The 22,775-nt window shown below is 41.1% G+C and carries 16 protein-coding genes; 9 read left to right on the top strand and 7 right to left on the bottom strand.

Annotated features, from left to right (window positions below; genetic code table 11):
* The 6 genes from ACIQ6T_RS04510 to ACIQ6T_RS04485 all read left to right on the top strand — a co-directional run.
* A partial coding sequence (locus ACIQ6T_RS04510; RefSeq protein WP_395784678.1) for a PSD1 and planctomycete cytochrome C domain-containing protein occupies nt 1-1,777 on the top strand: 1,777 nt, incomplete at its 5' end.
* An 8-nt stretch (nt 1,778-1,785) separates the two neighbouring features.
* Complete coding sequence (locus ACIQ6T_RS04505; protein ID WP_395784676.1) at nt 1,786-3,216, top strand: DUF1501 domain-containing protein; 1,431 nt, start codon at nt 1,786-1,788, stop codon at nt 3,214-3,216.
* Complete coding sequence (locus ACIQ6T_RS04500; RefSeq protein WP_395784674.1) at nt 3,216-5,552, top strand: PSD1 and planctomycete cytochrome C domain-containing protein; 2,337 nt, start codon at nt 3,216-3,218, stop codon at nt 5,550-5,552. The genes ACIQ6T_RS04505 and ACIQ6T_RS04500 overlap by 1 nt, the downstream gene beginning before the upstream one ends.
* Before the next feature lie 3 nt (nt 5,553-5,555).
* Nucleotides 5,556-7,010, top strand: a complete 1,455-nt coding sequence (locus ACIQ6T_RS04495; RefSeq protein ID WP_395784672.1) for a DUF1501 domain-containing protein — start codon at nt 5,556-5,558, stop codon at nt 7,008-7,010.
* 2 nt (nt 7,011-7,012) lie between these two features.
* The gene (locus ACIQ6T_RS04490; protein WP_395784670.1) at nt 7,013-9,187 is read left to right on the top strand and encodes a c-type cytochrome domain-containing protein; all 2,175 of its coding nucleotides are present in this window, start codon (nt 7,013-7,015) and stop codon (nt 9,185-9,187) included.
* Nucleotides 9,188-9,307: 120 nt separating this feature from the next.
* Nucleotides 9,308-10,384, top strand: coding sequence for a formylglycine-generating enzyme family protein (locus ACIQ6T_RS04485; protein WP_395784668.1), 1,077 nt, complete (start codon nt 9,308-9,310; stop codon nt 10,382-10,384).
* A 6-nt stretch (nt 10,385-10,390) separates the two neighbouring features.
* Here ACIQ6T_RS04485 and ACIQ6T_RS04480 read toward each other — a convergent pair whose 3' ends face one another.
* A complete protein-coding gene (locus tag ACIQ6T_RS04480) occupies nt 10,391-11,902 on the bottom strand; it encodes a sulfatase (protein ID WP_395784666.1) in 1,512 nt (503 codons plus the stop codon).
* 159 nt (nt 11,903-12,061) lie between these two features.
* Between ACIQ6T_RS04480 and ACIQ6T_RS04475 the strand changes: the two genes are divergently transcribed.
* Nucleotides 12,062-13,225: an exo-alpha-sialidase gene (locus ACIQ6T_RS04475; RefSeq protein WP_395784664.1), complete on the top strand. Its 1,164-nt coding sequence runs from the start codon at nt 12,062-12,064 to the stop codon at nt 13,223-13,225.
* Between the two features lie 144 nt (nt 13,226-13,369).
* Here the strand turns inward: ACIQ6T_RS04475 and ACIQ6T_RS04470 are convergent, their stop codons facing one another.
* Genes ACIQ6T_RS04470 through ACIQ6T_RS04455 form a run of 4 tightly spaced genes read right to left on the bottom strand, consistent with a single transcriptional unit; the run spans nt 13,370 to nt 17,395 of the window.
* Nucleotides 13,370-14,710: a Gfo/Idh/MocA family protein gene (locus ACIQ6T_RS04470; protein WP_395784662.1), complete on the bottom strand. Its 1,341-nt coding sequence runs from the start codon at nt 14,708-14,710 to the stop codon at nt 13,370-13,372.
* An 18-nt stretch (nt 14,711-14,728) separates the two neighbouring features.
* The gene (locus tag ACIQ6T_RS04465; RefSeq protein WP_395784660.1) at nt 14,729-15,616 is read right to left on the bottom strand and encodes a formylglycine-generating enzyme family protein; all 888 of its coding nucleotides are present in this window, start codon (nt 15,614-15,616) and stop codon (nt 14,729-14,731) included.
* The gene (locus tag ACIQ6T_RS04460) at nt 15,594-16,604 is read right to left on the bottom strand and encodes an FAD:protein FMN transferase (protein WP_395784658.1); all 1,011 of its coding nucleotides are present in this window, start codon (nt 16,602-16,604) and stop codon (nt 15,594-15,596) included. Before ACIQ6T_RS04460 ends, ACIQ6T_RS04465 begins: the two co-directional genes overlap by 23 nt.
* A gap of 8 nt (nt 16,605-16,612) precedes the next feature.
* Nucleotides 16,613-17,395: a DUF1080 domain-containing protein gene (locus ACIQ6T_RS04455; protein ID WP_395784656.1), complete on the bottom strand. Its 783-nt coding sequence runs from the start codon at nt 17,393-17,395 to the stop codon at nt 16,613-16,615.
* Between the two features lie 138 nt (nt 17,396-17,533).
* Here ACIQ6T_RS04455 and ACIQ6T_RS04450 point away from each other — a divergent pair, with 138 nt between their 5' ends.
* Nucleotides 17,534-17,899, top strand: coding sequence for a DUF2237 family protein (locus ACIQ6T_RS04450; RefSeq protein ID WP_395784654.1), 366 nt, complete (start codon nt 17,534-17,536; stop codon nt 17,897-17,899).
* Nucleotides 17,900-17,933: 34 nt separating this feature from the next.
* On the opposite strand, the gene ACIQ6T_RS04445 is transcribed toward ACIQ6T_RS04450, so the two are convergent.
* The gene (locus ACIQ6T_RS04445) at nt 17,934-19,064 is read right to left on the bottom strand and encodes an alginate lyase family protein (protein ID WP_395784652.1); all 1,131 of its coding nucleotides are present in this window, start codon (nt 19,062-19,064) and stop codon (nt 17,934-17,936) included.
* A complete protein-coding gene (locus tag ACIQ6T_RS04440) occupies nt 19,061-20,590 on the bottom strand; it encodes an arylsulfatase (protein WP_395784650.1) in 1,530 nt (509 codons plus the stop codon). The genes ACIQ6T_RS04445 and ACIQ6T_RS04440 overlap by 4 nt, the downstream gene beginning before the upstream one ends.
* A gap of 168 nt (nt 20,591-20,758) precedes the next feature.
* Here ACIQ6T_RS04440 and ACIQ6T_RS04435 point away from each other — a divergent pair, with 168 nt between their 5' ends.
* Nucleotides 20,759-22,681 carry a heparinase II/III family protein gene (locus tag ACIQ6T_RS04435; RefSeq protein ID WP_395784648.1) on the top strand — a complete coding sequence of 641 codons (1,923 nt, stop codon included), beginning with the start codon at nt 20,759-20,761 and terminating at the stop codon, nt 22,679-22,681.
* Nucleotides 22,682-22,775 lie beyond the last annotated feature (94 nt).

Raw genomic sequence — 22,775 nt, 5'->3', positions numbered from 1 at the left:
TGCGACCAAAACAAAAGGGGGCTTGCGGTTAGATAAAAAAGAACTCCTTTTCAAAGGTGGCGAAAGTGGTCCGATTTTAGTTGCTGGGAATCCGAGTAAAAGTGAAATTATTCGCCGCATTAAATTACCGGCTGGACATGATGATGCGATGCCTACAAAAGGAAAGCGGGTAGGCAAGGAGGATATTGCTATGCTGGAATATTGGATCCAACAAGGCGCTCCATGGGCAGCAGGACCTGAGAAAAGTTTATACCGTGTGGCAGAATTGGAACCTAGATTACCTGCGGTACCTGGGCCTACGGCTAATTTAAATCATCCAATTGACTTGTTTGTCAATGCCTATTTTAAGAAAAATAAAATCAATTGGCCTAAAACGGTAGACGACAAAACATACCTCAGACGTGTGTATTTAGATATTACTGGTTTGTTGCCAAGTCCGGAAAATATCGCAGCTTTCGTTCAAGATACAAGACCCAATAAACGTGAAATTTGGGTCGATAAACTTCTGGTTAATAACGATGGATATGCGCAACATTGGTTAACATTTTGGAATGATGTGCTTCGCAATGATTATTCGGGTACCGGTTACATTACCAATGGTCGCTTTGGAATAACCAAATGGCTTTATGGTTCATTGAAGAACAATAAACCGTATAATACGTTTGTGAAGGAATTAATTAGCCCAACAAAAGAATCAGAGGGATTTATTCGTGGTATTCAATGGCGGGGTACGATTAATTCGAGTCAAAGTACGGAGATGCAAGCCGCACAAAATGTGTCTCAAGTGTTATTGGGATTGAATTTGAAATGTACTTCTTGCCACGATAGTTTTATCAGTGATTGGAAGCTGGATGATGCCTATGCTTTTGCGAATGTTTTCTCGAATAAAACCTTGGAAATTCATCGTTGTGATGTGCCTACTGGCCGTATGGCGGGCTATGGTGTATTGTATAATTCCTTGGGAAAAATTAAGGAGACCTCCATTACGGCGGATCGTTTGGTCCAATTAGCTGATATTTTAGTTCAGAAGAAGAACGGACGTTTATATAGAACGTTGGTGAACAGAGTTTGGGCTCAATTAATGGGTAGAGGCATTATTGAACCGGTCGATATGATGGACAATGAGCCTTGGAGTCAAGACTTGTTGGACTGGTTAGCTTCTGATTTCACGGCCAATGGCTATGATATTAAACGCTTGATGCGTCAAATCGTATTGTCCAAAACCTATCAAACTCCGGCAGTCGGACTGAAGGAATCTCAAATGCTGACCGCTTCTAATTTCGTATTTAGAGGGATCATGAAACGTAGAATTACGGCTGAGCAATTTGCAGATGCGGTGAGTCAATCATTCTACCCGATTTATACGGATTCAGCTTTAGTTAAAAAGATGCTACCGGCTGATTTTAAAAATGACATTCCATTTGCTCGGGCATCCTTGGTTAAGAATGATGCATTTTTGACTGCGCTGGGTCGGCCTAACCGAGAAAACGTATCGACGAGTCGGATTTCGCAGGCCAATTTGTTACAGGCATTGGAATTGACAAATGGAAATAAATTTAACTTGTCCTTACGAAAGGGAGCTGAAATTTGGGCGCAAAAATATACAACGGGTGAATCTTTGGTAAAGGCCTTATATTTAAAAGCACTTGGTCGAGAGCCTAATGCGAAAGAGCTTATGTTAGCTGTGAAGTATATTGGGAAAAAGCCAAGTGTGGAAGGGATTCATGATTTAGTTTGGGCTGTTACCTTGCTTCCGGAATTTCAATTAATTATTTAAATTTGACTATGGAAAACCATTGGAATAGACGAACCTTTTTGCAAAATACGAGTGCAGCTACGATAGCTGCATTGGGTTTAGGTTCTCCCATCGCAAGTTTAATGGCTGAGCCAACGAATGAGTTGGCCAAAAAGATGGCCACGGCTGACACAGTTATTTTATTGTGGATGGCTGGTGGGATGGCACATACAGAGACGTTTGATCCTAAAAGATACACCGCTTACGAAAAAGGTATGGAGGGTGATCGTGTTTTAAGCACGTTTAAATCCATTCCGACGGCCTTGGATGGAATTAATTTTTCAGAAGGATTGGAATCCATGGCCAGTGTTATGGACAAAGGAACCCTGATTCGTTCGTATGTTGCGGCTGATTTAGGTCATATACTTCACTCACGTCACCAGTATCACTGGCATACGAGTTATGAACCCCCTCAATCTGTTGCAGCTCCCCATATTGGTGCTTGGATTTCCAAAGAATTAGGGCCTAAAAACCCTGTAATACCTTCTTTTATAGATATTGGCCAGCGTTTTACCGTAGGAGAGGCAGAGGAATTGAAGGCTTTTCATACAGCAGGTTTCTTGGGCAATGAGCATGGTCCTTTTATGATTCCAGATCCAAGTCAAGGTTTGGACAGCGTTCGTCCTCCCGTGGGGATGAATATGAAGCGATTTGAAAGTAGAAATCAATTGTACAATAATTTAATTTCACAAAGTGCTCATGGTGAATTTGGTAGTGATTACCAAAAAGAATCATTGCGCAGATCCATGGAACAAGCCTATATTTTGTTGAATTCACCGGAATCAAAGGCCTTTAATTTAAGTACTGAACCTAAGGAGAAATACGATAAATACAATACCGGCCGATTTGGATTAGGGTGTTTATTAGCAAGGAGATTAACAGAACAGGGTGCTCGTTTTATAAGTGTAACTACTGAATACGAACCATTTGTTGGCTGGGACACCCACGAAAATGGTCATACACGTTTAGCAGGAATGAAAAAAATGATTGATGGGCCCATTGCGCAATTAATCAAAGACTTGGATGAAACAGGTCATTTAGATCGGACACTGGTTATCTTAGCCAGTGAATTTAGCCGCGATATGATGGTTGAAGGTAGGCCTGATCTCAAAGTTCAAGAGCAGGTGAAACAACCTGAGATTTTGAATGACATTAAATTTTATGGGATGCATCGTCACTTCACGGATGGTTGTTCTATTCTGATGTGGGGCGGAGGCGTTAAGCGCGGTCACGTATATGGTAAAACAGCTGATGAACGACCGTGTAAATCGATTGAAAATCCAGTTAAAATTGATGGAATTCATCAAACCATCTATCATGCTTTAGGTATAAAGCCTGAAACCCAATATGAAATTGAGAAGCGACCTTTCTACACAACCCCAGATGGGAAGGGTAAAGCCGTACAAGATTTATTAGTCTAATGAAGAACAACAAACTATTTCTTTCCCTTCTATTACTTGGTGCAATTATATGGACCTTAAACGGCTGCAATAGAAATTCAGAAGTTCAAATATCCGAACCTGAGTTGCCTGATGAGATCAGTTACAACTTTGATGTGCGTCCAATTTTGTCTGATAAATGCTTTGTTTGCCATGGACCCGATGAAAAAAAACGCCAGGCGGGTTTACGTTTAGACGATCCAGTTTTAGCTTTTCAAGCGCTGAAAGAACATCCTAGTGCACATGCATGGGTTGCAGGAGATCCGAATGCTTCCGAGGCCTACCTTAGAATGGTCACCAAAGATTCAGTTAAATTAATGCCTCCCGCTACTTCGAACTTAAAGTTAGAGGAGTTTGAGATTTCAGTGATAAAAAAATGGATTAAGCAAGGCGCGAAATATGAAAAACATTGGTCTTTTGTCGCTCCTAAAAAGTCAGCTTTGCCTGAAATAGCGAATCAATCTTGGGCTAAAAATGAGATTGATTATTTTATTGCGGAGAAACAAGAGCAGCGTGGCTTAAAGCCTAATGATGAGGCCGACAAAGAGCGTTTATTGAAACGTTTGAGCATTGATTTGACAGGATTACCTCCTACAATTTCCATGATGGATCGCTTTTTAGCGGACAAAAGCCCATTAGCATACGAAAAAATGGTTGACGAGCTTCTTAAAAATCCAGCTTATGGAGAGAAGATGGCTATTTATTGGTTGGATTTAGCAAGGTATGCAGATTCGCATGGGTACCAAGATGACGGGTACCGCACCCAATGGCCTTGGAGAGACTGGGTGATTTATGCCTTGAATAAAAATATGCCTTATGACCAATTTGTTACTTGGCAACTCGCTGGTGACTTTTTAATTGATCCGGCATTCCCGAACAAGACCAAGGAGTTGTTGCTGGCAACTGGCTTTAACCGCAATCACAAAATTACCGAGGAAGGTGGCGTTATTCAGGAGGAATATAGACTGAGCTATGTCACCGATCGAAATGATTTATTTGGGAAAGCATTTTTAGGAATGACGTTGGAATGCGCACATTGCCATGACCATAAATACGATCCATTATCCCAGAAAGAGTATTACAAAATGTTTGCCTTTTTTAACAACATCAAAGAGGTTGGTATCGAGTCTGTCATTGGTGGCCCAGAGACGTATGCTAAAAAGCCTTTGATGGAAATTACCAATGAAGAAGTTAAAAGCATATTGAAATTTATTAATAAGCCAGACACCAACCGGCTTATTGTTTCCGTGATGACCGACATGGATACGGCAAGGAAAACGTTTATTTTAAAACGTGGGGCTTACGATGCGCCGGGTGATGAGGTGAGTCCGGGAACACCAAACGCCATTTTGCCTTTCAATAAGAACTATCCGAAAAATAGATTAGGCTTGTCAAAATGGCTTTTTGATAAAAAAAATCCACTTACGGCTCGCGTTTTTGTGAATCAAGTGTGGCAGGAGTTTTTTGGAAAAGGGATTGTCAAGACGACAGGTGACTTCGGTATGCAAGGAGAATTACCTACGCATCCTAAATTACTTGATTGGCTTGCAGTTGATTTTATGGAGCATGGTTGGAATGTAAAAAGGTTAATTAAACAGATGGTTGTTTCGGCAACTTACCGACAATCAGCTGTATCAAGCCCTGAAAAGTTAGCTAAGGATCCTGAAAATATATTCTTTTCTAGATCATCTCGCTACCACATTAATGCTGAAAATATTCGGGATTTAGTTTTGGCTAGTAGCGGTTTGTTGATCCCCAAAATAGGTGGACCTAGCGTAAAACCGTATCAGCCTCCCGGATTGTGGGAAGGAGCTACCTCAGGTAGAGGTTTACTGTCTATTTATGTGCAAGATCATGGCGAAAGTTTATATCGACGTGGAATTTATACATTAATTAAACGGACGGTGCCACCGCCAACCATGAGTATTTTTGATGCAAGTAATCGGGATTTATGTGAGGTCAAAAGGCTGAAAACGAATACCCCTTTGCAAGCATTGATGATGTTGAACGACCCGACTGTCCTGGAGGCGTCTCGTGTTTTAGCAGCTAAATTGCTTCAAGAAAAAAGTCAGCCACTAGACAAAATTAAAAAAGCATTTCGAATGATTGTATGTCGAAATCCTTCTCAAAAAGAGTTGGATGTGCTAAACGTATACTTTACGAACCAACGGTCAAAAATTTCTCAAGCACAAGCAACTAAAATTCTGGCTGTTGGTGAATACCCAATCAACCCGAAAATGGACAAAAAATTATTAGCTGCAATGATGCGTGTGGTGAATACAATTTATAATTTGGAGGAAACGATTACTAAATCTTAAATGATGGAAAAGGAAATACTGGAACATGGTTTAAATTTCAATAGGAGGCGCTTTCTTTCTACGATGAGTTTAGGACTCGGAAGTGTGGCTTTGGGCTCATTGATGATTCCGGGTTTACTCAATGGTGGTGATCGTGATGATGCCGGATTTACTCCGGGTATTCCTCATTTTGCGCCTAAAGCTAAACGTGTTATTTATTTGTTTCAAAATGGGGCTCCGTCACAATTAGAGACTTTTGATTATAAGCCTAAGTTATGTGAAATGTACGGCTTAGACTTACCGCCATCCGTTCGGGGCGAGCAGCGTTTAACGGGTATGACAGCTAACCAAGCAAGTTTTCCGTTGGCAGCATCCTTCACAGATTTCAAGCAATACGGAAAATCGGGAACTTGGATTAGTGACATTATGCCTTACACGTCTAAGATTGTAGATGATATCTGTGTAATTCGATCGATGTACACGGAGGCTATAAACCACGATCCTGCGTTAACTTTTTTGCAAACAGGTTCTCAGCAAGGCAATAGGCCAAGTATGGGTTCTTGGTTGAGCTATGGATTAGGAAATGAAAACAAGAACCTTCCTGACTTTACCGTCTTATTATCAAGAGGTATTGGTAATGGTCAAGGCGTTTATTCCAAACTTTGGTCAAATGGTTTTTTAGATTCGATTCATCAAGGTGTTCAGTTTTCAAAAGGAGAAGACCCTGTTTTATACATTAATGATCCGGCAGGAATGGCACGTAATGAGCGCAGGGAAATGTTGGATCAATTGGCCCAATTAAATCAAATGTCGTATGAAGAGTTTGGAGATCCTGAGATAACGGCTAAAGTAAAACAGTATGAAATGGCCTATCGGATGCAAACCGCTGTACCGGAGGTCATGGATTTATCTAAAGAATCGGATGACATAGTTAAACTGTATGGACCTGATTGCCTCGTTCCTGGAACATTTGCTGCGAACTGCTTATTAGCGCGTAAATTATCAGAAAATGGCGTTCGTTTTGTTCAGTTATATCACCAGGGATGGGATCAACATGGTAATCTACCTTTTGAAATAAAAAGTCAAGCGAAAGATGTAGATCAGGCATCTGCTGCTTTAGTTACCGATTTAAAACAAAGAGGTTTACTAGATGAAACCTTAGTAATATGGGGTGGTGAGTTTGGACGGACTAGTTATAGCCAAGGGAAATTAACACCTGAAAATTATGGCCGTGATCATCATCCAAGATGCTTCAGTATTTGGATGGCTGGTGGCGGAATTAAACCAGGTATGGTTTATGGGGAAACAGATGAATTGGGCTATAATATTATTAAAAACCCAGTTCACGTACATGATTTTCAAGCTACGGTTTTACACACCTTGGGGCTGAATCATGAAAAGTTAATTTTCAAACATTTAGGGAGACGCTATCGATTAACTGACATTTCAGGAAAAGTTGTTCGAGATATTTTAAGTTAAAGATGAATAAAAATTGGAGAGGTGTTTTTGAGCAAATTGTATTCACTTTAGCTGTCTTTCTTGTCTTTTTGTTAGCTTTTGAAGACCAACTTGTGGTGCCCATTTGGCTGCAGTCAGTAGGCCGACTGCATCCACTTGTATTACATTTTCCGATTGTTTTGTTGGCCTTACTACTGATTTTTGAATTCTTTCGATTCAGTCAACCTACTTCAGACGCCCAAGTAATTATTGAAAAATGGGTGACTGATTTATGGATATTCGGTGCTGTTTTGACTGGCCTCACTACAATCTTCGGCTTGCTTCTTTCCAAAGAGTCAGGGTATACTGGCGATACCTTATTCTGGCATAAGTGGTCGGCCGTTTCGTTATTTATTGTTTTTGGTGTGATCTATTGGCTCAGATATCGATCATTTTATCAAAAACTAAGTTCCAGGTTACTCGTTGGCCTAGTCAGTATTTTACTCTTATTCACCGGTCATTATGGTGCTTCATTGACGCATGGTGAAGGATATTTACTAGCTCCGCTCAATCAAAATAAGCAAATTTACTTGGAGGATGCACTTGTTTTTGATCATATGGTTAAACCTATATTGGAGAAAAAGTGCATCAGTTGCCACAATCCAGATAAGAAAAAAGGGGAGCTTGATATGTCCGATATCACTAATTTAGTGAAAGGTGGGAAAAATGGTAAACTATTTGTAATCGGTAAACCTGAGTTAAGTTTACTTCTTGAACGCATACACTTACCGATATCGGATGAAAAACACATGCCAGAATCTGGCCAACCGCAGTTAACGGATGAGGAGAAGCAGATTCTTTCTCTATGGATTAAAGGAAATGCTAGTTTTACAAAGAAAGTAAGCGAATTGGTTCCTTCAGATTCACTTCGAATGATAGCGAGTAAGATCTTTGCTTCGGTGAATAATCAAGACGTAGCGTATGATTTTTCAGAAGCTGATTCGAAAACAATTGATCAATTAGCTAATGAGTACCGAACGATCACACCAATTGCTAAAAATTCCCCCGCTTTGCGCGTAAATATTTTTAATAAAAGTGATTTTAATTCGAAAAAATTAGAAGAGCTTTTAGCTATAAAAGAGCAAATTGTTTTTCTAAGCGTAGCCAAATTACCAGTTCAAGACGCTGATTTAGCCATAATTTCTCAATTTAAGAATTTAGAAAGATTGGATTTGAATTTTACGAATGTATCAGCCAAGGGGCTTTTAGATTTAAAAACGCTTGAACGCTTGAAAAGTATTTCGCTGTCTGGAACACAAGTAAAATTTCAAGATTTACAAGCTGCGCTAATGGGCTTGAAAAAATTACAAGCTGTGTACTTGTGGGATACTCCTCTGACTGAGGATGAACTTAGGCGCATAGCGACGAAGTTTGCTTCGATACAAGTCAATGCTGGATTTAAGGACGATGGCAAAAACCCGTTGAAGCTAAATCCACCTGAATTGAAAAATACGTCAACTATTTTTGAGACGGATGCTCCACTCACCTTATTTCACACAATTAAGGGAGTACAAATTCGGTACACCATGGATGGTACTGAACCCGATAGCTTAAAATCAGCTATTTTTGATGGCAAGGTTCGTGTTAGCGCTGACACGCGAATTCGTGCAAGGGCTTTCAAGGCGGGATGGATAGGAAGCGACGAGTCCGTTTTTGAATACTACAAATGTGCCATTAAACCTGATAGTGTGACTGTTGTTTTACCTTTAAACAGAGTTCACTTAGCTAATGGGCCTAAATCGTTTTTTGACCGAAATCTCGGCACATTTAACGCCAATAGTCCTGCTTGGGCTAATTTTTGGACGGGTGTGCGAAATAACGACATGGAGTTGAATTTAGATTTCAAAACACCGAAAACAATTTCGGTTGTTTCCCTCCGAATCATGGAGGAGTTAGCTACGGGTATATTTCCTCCGCAGTCCATAGAGATTTGGGGTAAATTGAATTCAAATGGCAAGTTTAAACGAATTCAAGTCCTAAAAATTCCGGTTCCTAAGGAAATGAAATTCCATGAGTTGTATGCGATAGACGTTAAGTTTAAGCCAACAAATTTTAAGGAGTTAAAGATCATTGCCAAACCCCTAGAAAAAATCCCGCAATGGCATGGGGCTAAGGATAAAAGAGCTTTATTACTCGTGGATGAGATATTCTTAAATTAAAAAGAATTGATTAATTTTTTACCTTAATTTGCAGTTGGCCTAGCTAATTTAATGCCTTACCTATTTTAACCAACTATGCTGACAATCAAAAAAGTGCGCTTCCGTCTAAAGTTGCTTTTCATGATACTGATATGCGGTTTTAATTTGGTGGCCCAACAGAAAAAAATTCCCGTTTGTCATGTTCCCGTTCCAAGTAAGAAAGGAATTATTTTAGCTAAAAATGTGACTAAAGTTGCCGTGAGTAGGTCTAAAAATACACTCGGGATGGTTCAAATTCCTGGGGGAACTTTTCAGATGGGATCACATAGTAAGGATGGTCGCTCTGACGAATATCCTGTTCATTTAGTTAAGTTGAATGGTTTTTGGATGGACCAAACTGAGGTCACAAATGCGCAATTTGAAGAATTTGTTCAAGCTACCGGTTATGTGACTACGGCGGAAAAGCCGATCGACTGGGAAGAAATGAAAAAGCAAGTGCCTGTAGGAACTCCTCGTCCGCCTGATTCACTTTTAGAAGCAAGTTCGTTAGTTTTTACACCTACACGTGGTCCCGTGAATTTGAATGATTATAGTCAATGGTGGCAATTTAGACGTGGTGCTAATTGGCGCCACCCATCTGGACCACTTTCAGATATTAAAGGCAAAGAAAATCATCCGGTCGTTCAGGTCTCTTGGGATGATGCGCGCGCTTATGCTAAATGGGCGGGTAAAAGATTGCCAACCGAAGCGGAATGGGAGTGGGCTGCGCGCGGTGGACTTAAAAATTTGGAGTACCCTTGGGGCAGTGAATCAGTAGATCAAGGTAGTATGAAAGCAAATACTTGGCAGGGTAATTTCCCGTATCAAGATGATGCCAAAGATGGCTATAAGTTTACAACGGCTCCCGTTAAAAGTTACCCAGCAAATCGATTTGGTCTTTCCGATATGGCTGGGAATGTTTGGGAATGGTGTTCTGATAATTATAGGCCTGATTATTATAAGCAATTAGCTACGAAAGTGGCAGTTTCTCCGCGTGGACCTCAAGATAGTTTTGATCCTGATGAGCCTGGCATTCCCAAAAAAGTGATGCGTGGCGGATCTTTTTTATGTAATGATTCGTATTGTGCAAGTTATCGCGTAGCGGCGCGAATGAAGTCAAGTCCTGATTCGGGACTTGAACATACGGGTTTTAGATGCGTGAAAAATCTGGGCGAATAAGTTAGCTTATTTGGGTTCTTTCTCCAGCAATTCCAATGCTTCTGTATCTTGATGCTCAATCATTTTTTCCTTTAGCGTCGCCTTTAGTTTCTTTATAATTGCGGCGTAAGCTTTATCGCCGTATAAATTTTTCATGTTTTGGGGATCTTTTTTGATGTCATACAATTCCCAAGAATCTTGAGGCCCGTAAAATTTAGCTAAGGTGAATTGTTCGGTGCGCAAGCCAAAATGAGGCGCTACCCGATGGGGCTGAGGATATTCATAATAATGATAATACGCGTTATTGTCCCATGATTTTTTGGGATTTTTAAGCAGCGAAAAGAATGATTTCCCCTGCATCCCCGCCGTTGGCTCCACGCCAGCAATGTCTAAAAGGGTAGGAGCCCAATCGACATTGGAAACCACCTGCCGCACCTGCGTGCCTGCTTTAATTGTTCCCGGATATTTAATGACAAAAGGCGTTTTCAATGACTCCTCATAGATAAATCGTTTGTCGAACCAGCCATGTTCTCCCAAGTAAAAACCTTGATCGGAGGCATAAATGACAACCGTATTTTTGGCTAAACCTGTTTGGTCTAAATAGTCTAACAGTTCGCCAATATTCCGATCTAATGAACGAGCTGTAGACAAATAATCCCGCATGTACCGTTGGAATTTCCATTCAACTAAAGCCTTTCCAGTCAATTGCTTTGACTCGAAGTCTTTGGTTACTTTATTTTGGTAGTAATCGTAATACGCAGCTTTTTGCGCTGGAGTAAATCGCTTAAATGCTGGACTGTTGTAGTTCGCATTTACTTTTAAATCACTAGCTAAAACCATCGTTTTATCCACCGTCATGTCTTGGTCCCGCGCGGCTGGTCGGCCGTCATAAGAATCATAGAAGTTGGCAGGCAACGGAAAATTCACATCATCATAGGACCCTAAATCCTGCACATCTGGAAACCATTCGCGGTGCGTGGCTTTGTGGCCAACTACCATGAAAAAGGGTTTTGATTTATCTCGTTGTCCAAGCCATTCTTTGGAAAACTTCGTAATTAGGTCAGAAACGTAACCTTCGTATTGGATTTTCTCGTTTTTTTGATTGATAAAGTCTGGGTTGTAATAATGGCCTTGCCCGGGTAAAACATTTAAAAAGTCAAATCCATGAGGAAGGCCCCCTAAATGCATTTTCCCTACCCAAGCAGTTTGATATCCATTTTTTTGTAATGCTTCTGGGAAGACGGCCTGGTCGATGTTAAACACTTTTTCATTTACTTTGTAACCATTCATGTGGCTGAATTTCCCTGTTAGGAGCGTCGCCCTACTCGGTCCACAGATGGAATTACTAACCACGTTATTGTGTAAGATGGCTCCCGCTTTGGCGATGCGATCGATGTTGGGAGTTTTAGCTATTTTACTACCGTAGGCGCTGATTGCTTGAGAAGTATGGTCATCTGAAAAAATAAATATGATGTTTGGTTTTTGGCTAAAAGCAATTAAGTTGCTGATTACCAAGCCTATTGTTAGTAAATTTTTCATCTTATTCTTAATTTAAAGGTCTTCATCAAATAGATTTTATTTTTGAATCGGAGTTTTTTCGTTTGATTAAAATTAGAATTTTTTTTGACAATCTTTTAATTTTTTTATCATCAATATCGAGTTGAAAAATTAATGCTATTTATAAACAATTTTATTTTTATGCGAGTACTCACTTTTTTTATCTTTTTCAGTGTTTCATTGCACGCTCAGCAGGCTTTCGTTCCTGTTTTTACTTCGGGTACGGAAGGGCATAAAACGTATCGAATTCCAGCCATCATTAAAAATAAGCAAGGCAATTTACTTGCCTTCGCGGAAGGGCGCGTACACGGTTCAGGCGATTTTGGGGATATCAATATTGTGCTTAAAATATCCCACGATCAAGGTAGGCATTGGTCAGCACTTCAGACCATTGCCGATTATGATTCGCTTCAAGCAGGTAATCCAACACCCGTTTTGGATGATTCCGACCCACGTTTTCCGAATGGACGAATTTTTCTTTTTTACAATACGGGGAACAACCATGAAAATGAAATCCGGGAAGGAAAAGGACTTCGTGAAGTTTGGTATAAGACCTCTACGGATGGCGGAATTTCTTGGTCGCAAGCGGTCAATATCACAAGTCAAGTTCATCGGCCAAATCAGCCCAACCGAAATCCAAATTATACCTATAAAGAGGATTGGCGACATTATGCAAATGGCCCTGGGCATGCGATGCAATTTTCTCAAGGTCCCTTTCAAGGCCGATTACTTGTAGCAGCGAATCACTCAGAGGGTCCACGTGGAGAACGAGGAGCTGATTATCGAGCTCATGCGTTTTATAGTGATGATCATGGCGATTCATTTCAAATTGGCGCATCAATTTCTATTCCCGGTAGCAATGAATCCACTGCAGCCGAAATTTCGGGTGGTCGGCTGATGATGAATATTCGAAATCAACGTGGTGATGTGCGCCAACGAATCATTGGCGTAAGTGAAGATGCAGGCACGACATGGAAAAACGTCTCTTTTGATCCTCAATTACCTGACCCCATTTGTGAGGGGAGCATTCTTTTGGTGGGACAAAAAAACAAAAAAAATATTCTGGCATTTTCAAATGCGGCCAATGAAAAACGTCGGGACAAACTCACCCTTCGAATCTCTTATGATGATGGAAAGACATGGCCTACCTACATTCCCGTTGCGCATGCAAGCAATGAGGCCGAGGCTAGTCGTGATTTTGCAGCTTATTCTGATTTAGTAAAGCTTTCTAAAAATACGATTGGCATCTTGTATGAATATAAAGATTATAGCCAAATCGTTTTTTCCCCGATCGCTTGGAAATAAATAGGCCAACTAAGCATTTATGCACTAAAACAGGCCATTTACGTGTTTGACTAGGGTGCATACTTCGTCTAATCAAAAAAACCACCTCGAGCGAGGTGTTTTTTTTGCCTTATTAAATATGTAAAAAAAACAGTTCTAGTTTTATCACTTAAAATAGTTCGTTTTTCCTGGTACTGCTACGGCATATAATCCATTTGCATCCGGTTTGGATGGCATATCTGCATCCCAAGCAAATCGAGATGGAGCAATATTAATACCTGAATTGATGGCCTTATCCCACTCAATGACTTGGCCGGAATAGGTTGCCATTCGGCCTAAAATCGATGTCATCGTCGAATAAGCTCCATTTTCGGCATCTGCAAATTTATATTCACCTGCAGCCACGGTTGCCCATAACTCATCATGCTCGGTTTGGTATGGATTATTTTCTTTGGTCTTTTTGTCAAATGCAAATTGGACATTGCCCTTGGAATCTAAAATCTTTGCCGCATCAAAATGCACTTTTCCTTTGGTACCAATAACATGTTCGTCTACTTTGGCCCATGTCCCTGGGATATGCCTACACTGACTATTCAAAATTGTTCCATCCGCATATTCAAATTCCACAATGTGGTGATCGAAAATTTCACCGTAATCTTTGCCTTTCCGAACTTCACGTCCACCTGTTCCGCGCGCGCGCACTGGATATCCATTTTTTACCCAGTTAATGACGTCAATATTATGAATATGTTGTTCGGTAATATGATCACCGCAAATCCAATTAAAATAATACCAATTCCGTAATTGATAATCCATCTCCGTCTGTCCTTCTTTTCGCGGTTTTACCCAAACACCATCGTTATTCCACCAACAAGACGCTGAAACTACATCACCAATTTGGCCATCCTGAATACGCTTCATAATCTCGCGGTATGAGTTTTGGTAATGGCGTTGTAGGCCAACAACCACGTTAAGCTTCTTTTGCTTTGCAATTTTCGCCGCATCTAAAACGCGTTGGATTCCAGCAGGATCTGTTGCCACAGGCTTCTCCATGAAAATTTGCTTTCCTTGAGCTACAGCTTCTTCAAAATGCATTGGACGGAAGCCCGGTGGCGTTGTTAAGATGACCACATCAGCTAATTCCATCGCCTTTTTATACCCATCAAAACCTGTAAATTTTCGATCCTCAGGTACATTTACCTTTTGACTTACCGGAATTGCTTTAGCTGATGCATCCTTTGCGCGGGATTTCATCAGACTTGCATAGCAGCCATCCAAGCGATCCCGGAATACGTCTGCCATCGCGACTAATTGTATATTTTCCTTCGTGCTTAGGGCTTGCGTAATCGCGCCTGTTCCACGCCCCCCACAACCGATTAAGGCAACTTTTAGGGTATCGTTTACCAGGCTTTGGCCTGAAAATGCATTTGCAGCCCAAGGGGCTAGAATTATTCCACTCGCCGTTAAGCCTGTTTGCTTCACGAAATCTCGTCTTGTATTTTTCATTCGTTTAACTGGTTTAGTTTATAAGTATTTTTCAAAAAATGTATTAATCTCTTGTTTGGTGGGTTGCTTTGCTGGTCGCATAATCCGAAAGCCCACAAATGGAGCATCCGCATTCCACCAGATACTTTTGGGTACTTGAGGGTCTCGTCGGTTCCAGATCGGATCTGCCGCCATGCGGGCCGTCGGCCGAACTTGCGTTGCCTCATCCTGAAAATTCCCTCCGCGAACAACCGCATCGGCATATTTGTCTATGAAGACTGGACTATCTTTCCGTGTATAAACTTCATCATAGTGATCTAAGACCCATTCTGAGACATTTCCTAGCATGTCGTGTAATCCAAAGGCGTTCGGTTTTTTTAGGCCAACTTGTTGGTATTTTTCATTTGAATTGCCTTTAAACCAGGCATAATCTTTCAGTCTGTCCGTGGGAATTTCAGTCCCGGCTTTGCTCGCATATTCCCATTCTATCTCGGTTGGTAGGCGATAAAAAATGCCTGTCTTTGCGTATAACCACTTGCAATACATCAGCGCGGCATATTGTTGCATTGAATTTGCGGGGAATCCACCCACTTTTCCCATGCCCAAAGTGAAATCAATATACGGCGGACTCGGTCTTGTTATAGCATCAGGACCTTCTTTAGGGGGCTTTGGTTCTGGGTCGCGGGATTCCTCAAAAAACAATTGATATTCATCATAAGTCACCTCCGTTTTACCCATCCAAAAAGCAGGAACTTGTATTTTTTCCCCCGACTGTTTTTCTGTTTGACCAAAAATGAAGTTTCCGGAAGGAATGGCCACCATATCAAAATTAACGCGTGTCTCCGGAATGGATTGTTGGTAGGATTTTAGACCCTGGCCCCATAGCGCATGTGAAAACAAAAGACTAATAAATACGAGTTGCCTCATATGGAATCAGTTTATAGTTGAATAGGATTTTGGGTTCACCAGTTTCATTTTCTAAAACGAGTAAGCGAACATTTCCCAATTTTACTACTAATTTTTCAATTTCTTGCAAGGTCATTACTGTAGCGGCCGTCGCTAGCCAGTCGGCCAAAGTCCCATCTTCCGCAATAGCTGTCGCAGACCGTGCATGCGTCATTGCCATTCCAGTTCTTGGATCTATTACATGTGAATATTGTTGGTCCCCGAGGCGCACCGACTGGTACGTTTTTCCGCTAGTTGCCACAGCGACATGCTTAAGTGCGAGTAATTCGGGTAATGTTGCGTTGGATATAGGTATTTCGATGCCTACTTTCCAGGGTAAATCGGTAGGTCCTTGGCTTGTCATGACAATTTTTCCACCTGCGTCAACGAGCGCATAGGGAAACCCAAGGGTCTTTAATTCATCCAAAACTCGTTGGGCCACGAACCCCTTTCCCAACGACCCAAGGTCCAGCTGGCATGCCGAGTCAAGCAGCCTGACCCGTGTAGAATCTGCTGAAAACTCCAAACACGTTCCTTGTATCTTAAAGGCTAGTTGGCGCAACACCTCCAAATCGGGCATTTCTCCAAGCTTCCGCGCCTGCCGCCAAAGCCCGACGGGTCTACCCACGGACACATTCAAAGCTCCTTGCGTTAATTTTTGGGCCATAAGAGATTGCTTCAAAATAGCTCGAAATGGTTCGTGAATGGGATAAAATGTACCGCTTCCTGCAAGCCGATTTACGTGGCTGAGTTCTGAATTTGATTGGTAATCACTTAGGTCACTTTCTAGGAGTGAGGCCAATTGAAAAGCGCGTTTTACCGCTTTAGAAATTCCGGTTGAATCTGCACATGAAATTGTAATCTGAAATGGGGAGCCCATGCGCTGCGTTTCATAGGTAAATTTTTGAAATTGCGCGTGTGCGTTGTATGTTAAAAAGAAGAAGATTAAACCTATTATATTTTTAAACATTGTGTTGTTTACTGCTCTTTAGACAAATCCAATAGTTCAATATTTTTAAAATCAATTTCTTGTCCTTCACTTTGAAGTGCGATGAATCCACTTTTTAGCAGTTGGCCATCAATTTTTAAAGCAGGGTTATAGCGATTAGCCACGCCACCACCTATCTGCGGTTGGGTATATTCCAAAACCGTTTCTCCATTTATTATATGCGTAACTAAAGAGTCCCCACGAACAATTAATTCAGCGGTTATCCATTGTTCATTTTCAAATGTTTTTGAGCTGGAGTTGATGCAATGCCTCGGATCGATTCTACCTTGATAAACAACATCGGTTCCGGGCGAGCACATGTTCCCTGTGGGTCTTGGTTTTCCGTCTGCCAAAATTCCGAGGAATTGCATTTCGACCGATATCGGCCAATCTTGTTCTTTAGGCATTGTTTGCGGGTCTTGTGAATGAAACATGACCCCCGAGTTTCGCTCAGTGTAACTAGGCGCATCTTTTCGCCAAACACCGGTAAAGCGATATTGCAAGCGAAGTTTATAATGTGAAAAAGGTTGATTGAAATATAGATGACCATACCGCTCCTTGAATTGGTCATATTGGTCATATCGAACCTTGATCATTCCATCTTCAGCGCGAAATGTATTTCCAAAATTCTCGCCAACCTCATGGTGGTGGATTTTGACTGTCCAGTTTTTTAGGTTTTTACCATTAAATAACTGAATCCATTTTTCTTTTTTGGGTTTTGCTTCCGATAGGAAAGCTATGCCGCAAAGTGCGATAAGTAGGAGTTTTTTCATTGGGTAGGTTTAGTATTTAAAGTAAGGTATTTATGCGTAAAAAATAAAATTAAAGATCAATGTTTCTTGACTTGATTTTGTCGTAGCTATTCCTGTTTATTCCAATTTGCTTACTTTTACACCTAAGCAAAATGATAAATGACAGCTAATTCCTTGAACGTATATGGTGAACCGTTGGTGATCTGTGGAACAAGTCCCATGACGGGGGCATTTAGAGATGGTTGCTGTCGAACGGACATAAATGATCGAGGAACGCATACGGTTTGTGCCGTGGTTACCAATGAATTTCTGCAATATTCCAAAGGCAAAGGGAATGACTTGACAATTGATTATCCAGCATATGGTTTTAAAGGTCTGGTGGAAGGGGACAAATGGTGTTTATGTGTATCTCGATGGATTGAAGCTTATCATGCTAACGTGGCGCCCCCTGTTATTTTGAAAGCCACACATATTCAGACGCTAGCTTATATTTCATTAGCTGAGTTAGAAAAATATGCGCATTAACTGTAATTAAAGGGTCAATTCGCTGTTATTTCAATTATTGGTTTGCCAACGAATACCATAAAATAGGATTCCGTATCGGGCTATTTCGAACGACTTCTGGATTGCTTGGGAAATGGTTTAATTTTTTCCACGTATTCATGGCTACTTTATTGCCGTGGACACCCGCGAAAAAGAGGCATGATTGAGCGATGGGCCATTGGTCAAAAAACATGATATCTGCCGGGTATTTCCATTGGGATTTGTCTTGAATATAGGGCAGTAAAAATTGAATTCCTTTTTGGATGCCACGCCCGTCGGCCATATTCCAATCCCAGACCTGAAGAACATGCGCTAGCGTGGCCATGATGTCTAGGTTAAAGAGTGAATATCCATAAGGTTTGGTGCGTTTTAATTCAAGTGGGAAAGAACCATTTAGATCCATTTGGTTTGGGATAAAAACCTGCATGTAGCGTTTTCTACAAAAATCAACGAGCGCGGCATTGCCTGTAAAAGAGGCAAAAACGGCTACTTGGAGTGCCCAACAAGTACCATGATTATTAAGTGCATCCCGTTCTGCCAGGCCATAGGGGTGCGTGCTTAGCCATTGGGTATAAGCTTTAAACCAGTTGACAATCTGGGCATAATCATCTACAGAAATTTGTGATTTAAGTGCTTCTAAGGCTTTAATGACCTCTAAAAAATGGATGGTGTCGATGATGCCTATTCCTCGGCCGGTTGCTTTTCCCTTGATTGCTTGCGCATAAAGAAGGGAAGGGTTCATGCGTGTTTCGGGATCAATGAACCAAGCCCGAAAATGGTCGACTGCCGCAACCGAATAGCGTTTTTGGTGGCTAAGTTTATAAGCGGATGCCAGGGTGCCCACAATATCGCTGAAGCGAATCATGGCGATTCGGTGAGCGACAAAATTTTCCGGATTCGTTTCTCCATCGCGTTGAATGTACGGTCCATCCGGGTTCGTTGGATCTGGCCACCAATAATCTCCTTCGGAGTAGAAATCGTGTTTTCCACCTGCAGAACGTGAACAAACGGTCGCGGTGATGGTGACCGGTTTTAGACTTAGTTGTTTGTTGGCCTTCTCCAACGTCTGTGCGATTAATTCCTTTGGATAAATTTCCAAGGCCTGGCTGGAAAAAGAAATCAAAAGGAATACGAGAATTAGTTTCATTTGACGCCGATGTTTTGTGCCCATTGGGTATATTTATTGATGAGATCTAGGCGTTTATCGGGTAATTTAGTTGCCAAATCATGGGCCTCTATGCGGTCATTTTTCAAGTTATACAATTCCCATTTTTTGAGGTTGTTATCCCAAACTAATTTCCAGTCCCCTTCTCGGATGGCTCGATTTCCTTGGTGTTCCCAGGCGATAAATGGGTGTTCTTCCCGGGTTTTTTGTTTTAAAATCGGCAGTAAGCTTTTACCTTGAACGGGTTTAGATGGGTTGATTTTTCCAATGTCGAGTAGCGTGGGGAAAAGGTCCATGATGTGCCCGACTTGGTTCGTTCGGAATCCTTTGGTGATTAATTTGGGAAAGTGGATAATTAATGGAGTTGAGATACCTCCTTCGTGCATCCAATGTTTATACATGCGAAAGGGAGTGTTTCCGGCGGATGCCCATTCTTTGCCATAGGTGGTGTAACTGCCTTTGGCGCCAACAGGCGTACTGAGTGATTTTTGGTATCCAGCTTCCCCTAAGTCTTTTGCCGCGCGGTCATCAAGTAGTTCATGGCATGCGCCATTGTCGGATAAAAAAACAAAAATGGTATTATTCCATTCGCCAGATGCTTTTACTTCTTGCATGATGCGACCGATTCCCTCATCCATGATTTGCATCATGGCGGCGTAGGTCGCCATTTTATCGATGTAGCTTGACGGATTTTTTAGGGTATCGAACCGGGCGACATCCGGATCCAAATCGGGTAATTGACCCGCGCTCGGGAGCAGCCCCATTTTCTTTTGTCGGGCAAATCGCTCTTCTCTTAGTCTTTCCCAGCCTTTTTGGTATGTTTTTCGGTATTGGTTAATCAAATTTTCAGGTGCGTGTAATGGCCAATGTGGTGCTGTATAGGCAACATAAAGAAAAAATGGGTTTTTCGAATTGGCGGATTTTAGATACGCGATTGCCTTGTCACTGATGGCATCCGTCATATAAAACTGATCAGACGGAATGTATTTTTTGTTATCCTCGATTAGTTGGCGATTTGATAGCACCTCATAATAACTCGTTGCTCCCGAAATAAGTCCAAAATAATGATCAAATCCGCGCTGATTTGGCCATTCTTCTTGTTGCTCGCCAACGTGCCATTTGCCCGACATAAAAGTCTGATATCCATGCTTTCGTAGTTCTTCAGCGATGGTGGGTGTTTCACGGTTTAGAAATCCTTGATACGGAGCAAAGGTTTTACCATTATCGTATGGCTTAGTTGTGACCATAAGCCCCATTCCTGCTTGATGCGGATACATTCCTGTGAGTAGTGCGGCGCGGCTAGGGCAACAGCGACCCGCGTTGTAGAATTGGGTAAATAAGACCCCATTTTTACCTAACAGGTCCAGATTGGGGGTCTTTATTTCGGAGCCCATTAGGCCAATGTCACTGTAACCCATATCGTCCGCCAAAATAAGTACGATGTTTGGTTTTTTTTGTGCGAACAAAGGAGCACTGAGTAACATGAATAAGAGGTGTATTTTTTTCATTTTTCGGCCGAATGAATGTTTGGTAAAAAAGTCTTTGATTTGGATATTCTTATGTATCCTGAACGGGAACGTGTTGAGCTAGTTATATTTCTTCAAACTTAATGTGTTAATTTGGAGTAATTATATCAATTAATATTGATTATTTTTCCTAATTCCTTCGCATTAACCATGAAAAAATTCCTTTCCCTTTTCCTTTCGTTGATTCTTTTTTCTTCCGCTGGTCAAGTTACCGAACGAAATTTTCTAACTAAAAAATTCACGAAGGAGGACGTTCTAAAAACGCTAATAAGTCAAAAGAACTACCTTCCTTATCCCAAAACAAGTAAAGAATGGAGTCAAATTGTTCCATTGGAAGAACAAAAAGAAATCATTAAACGGGCTGAAAATATCTTAAAAAACCCTGTGCCTACAATTGATGCAACGCTTTTAATGGAATACCTGCGAACAGGTGATCGCGAAGAGCACGCAAAGATTTCCTATGGGAAACGAAATAATTTGATGGAGTTAGTGATTGCAGAAACATTAGAAGACAAGGGTCGATTCACCGAAAAAATCATGAACTATGTTTGGTCCATTTGTGAGGAAACTTATTGGGGAGTACCCGCTCATTTAAGTGTGCAAAAAGCGAAGACAAATTTACCTGATGTAGAAGATCCTACCGTTGATCTTTTTGGTGCTGAAACAGCAGCAGGCTTAGCCCTTACTGATTTTTTTGTGGGCGAAAAATTAGATAAAATTTCTAAATTATTGCGTTCTCGAATATATTTTGAAATCAATAAGAAAATTCTAACTCCATTTTTAGACCAAAATCGCTACAGCTATTTAAGTAAAACGAGGACGGTCAACAATTGGAATCCTTGGATCGTCTCCAATATTATGTTGGCTAATTTATTGGTAGAAAAAGATGAGGTCAGACGCGGGAACCAGCTTTACACACACATGGGTTATTTAGATTTATATTTTAATGGTTTGGGAGAAGATGCTGGATGTGACGAAGGTCCATCTTACTGGTTTGCGGCAGGGGCAAGCGCCTTTGATGCCTTGCAGGTATTAGCAACAGCGACCGATAATAAGTGTGAAATTTTCAGTGAACCATTTATTCAAAAAATGGCCTCTTATGTCTATAAAATGCATATTTCAAATGACTATTTTGTCAATTTCGCAGATGCCGATCCGACCCTAAAACCGGATGGGATTATGCTATATCGATTTGGTCAAGCGATTCATGATGAGCCTTTGGCTAATTTCGGACTTTGGGCAAGTCAAAATTTTGAGCCCGCTATTACATTAACTGGGCATCAAAAACATCGAAAATTGTGGAATTTGATGGCTTTCGCTTCGATGCCAAAAACAAAAATTGATAAGCCTACATTAGCTGATTATTGGTTTAATGATATCCAAGTTCTCACATCTAGAAGTGATGACTTATTTTTTGCCGCACATGGCGGACATAACGCTGAATCCCACAACCATAACGATGTAGGAGATTTTGTTTTTTATGCAAAAGGAGAACCTATCATTATCGATGCAGGAAGAGGGAATTATACCGCAAGAACCTTTTCCGCAGAGCGTTATAATCTGTGGTTTACGCAATCAGAATACCATAACTTACCAACCGTTAATGGCATTGGACAAAAAGCTGGACGGGAATTTGAGTCAGGCCAACTGACCCATACGATTGGCGATAAAATGAGTGGAATTAGCCTAGATTTAACGAAGGCTTATCCGCAAAGTGCAGGAATAAAGAATTACCAACGAAGCATTCAGTTTAACAAAGTAAAAAAACAAATTGAAATCAATGACGCGTATGAGCTTACGCAAAAGCAAAGCAAATTACAGCAGTCTTTTATGACACTTTGTCAAATTGATTTAGCTAAACCGGGAATTATTTCGTTAAAGACCACGACCGGAGATACCCACTCCATCAAATACGACGCAAAGAAATGGACTGTTTCGGTCGATTTGCCCTCCACTGAAGGACCTGAATATAAAAGCTTTAAAACTAAGTGGTCCAATCGTCCCGTACAACGAATTTTATTTGAATCGGCCGACCTAACTCAAAAAGGTAAAAACCTTTTTATCATTCAATAATGTGCTGAGTGTAACTTGAATTATTTCTGTTTGTCTCGTTTGTAAGCAGATTAACCAATAAGTTTTTAACGAGCAACAGTTCGAATGTTTTGAG

Source organism: Aquirufa sp. (genome assembly GCF_044377215.1).
In the GTDB taxonomy this organism is placed as follows: domain Bacteria; phylum Bacteroidota; class Bacteroidia; order Cytophagales; family Spirosomataceae; genus Aquirufa.
Note: the sequence above shows the minus strand (reverse complement) of the source record. Positions and strands in the feature narration are given on the sequence as shown.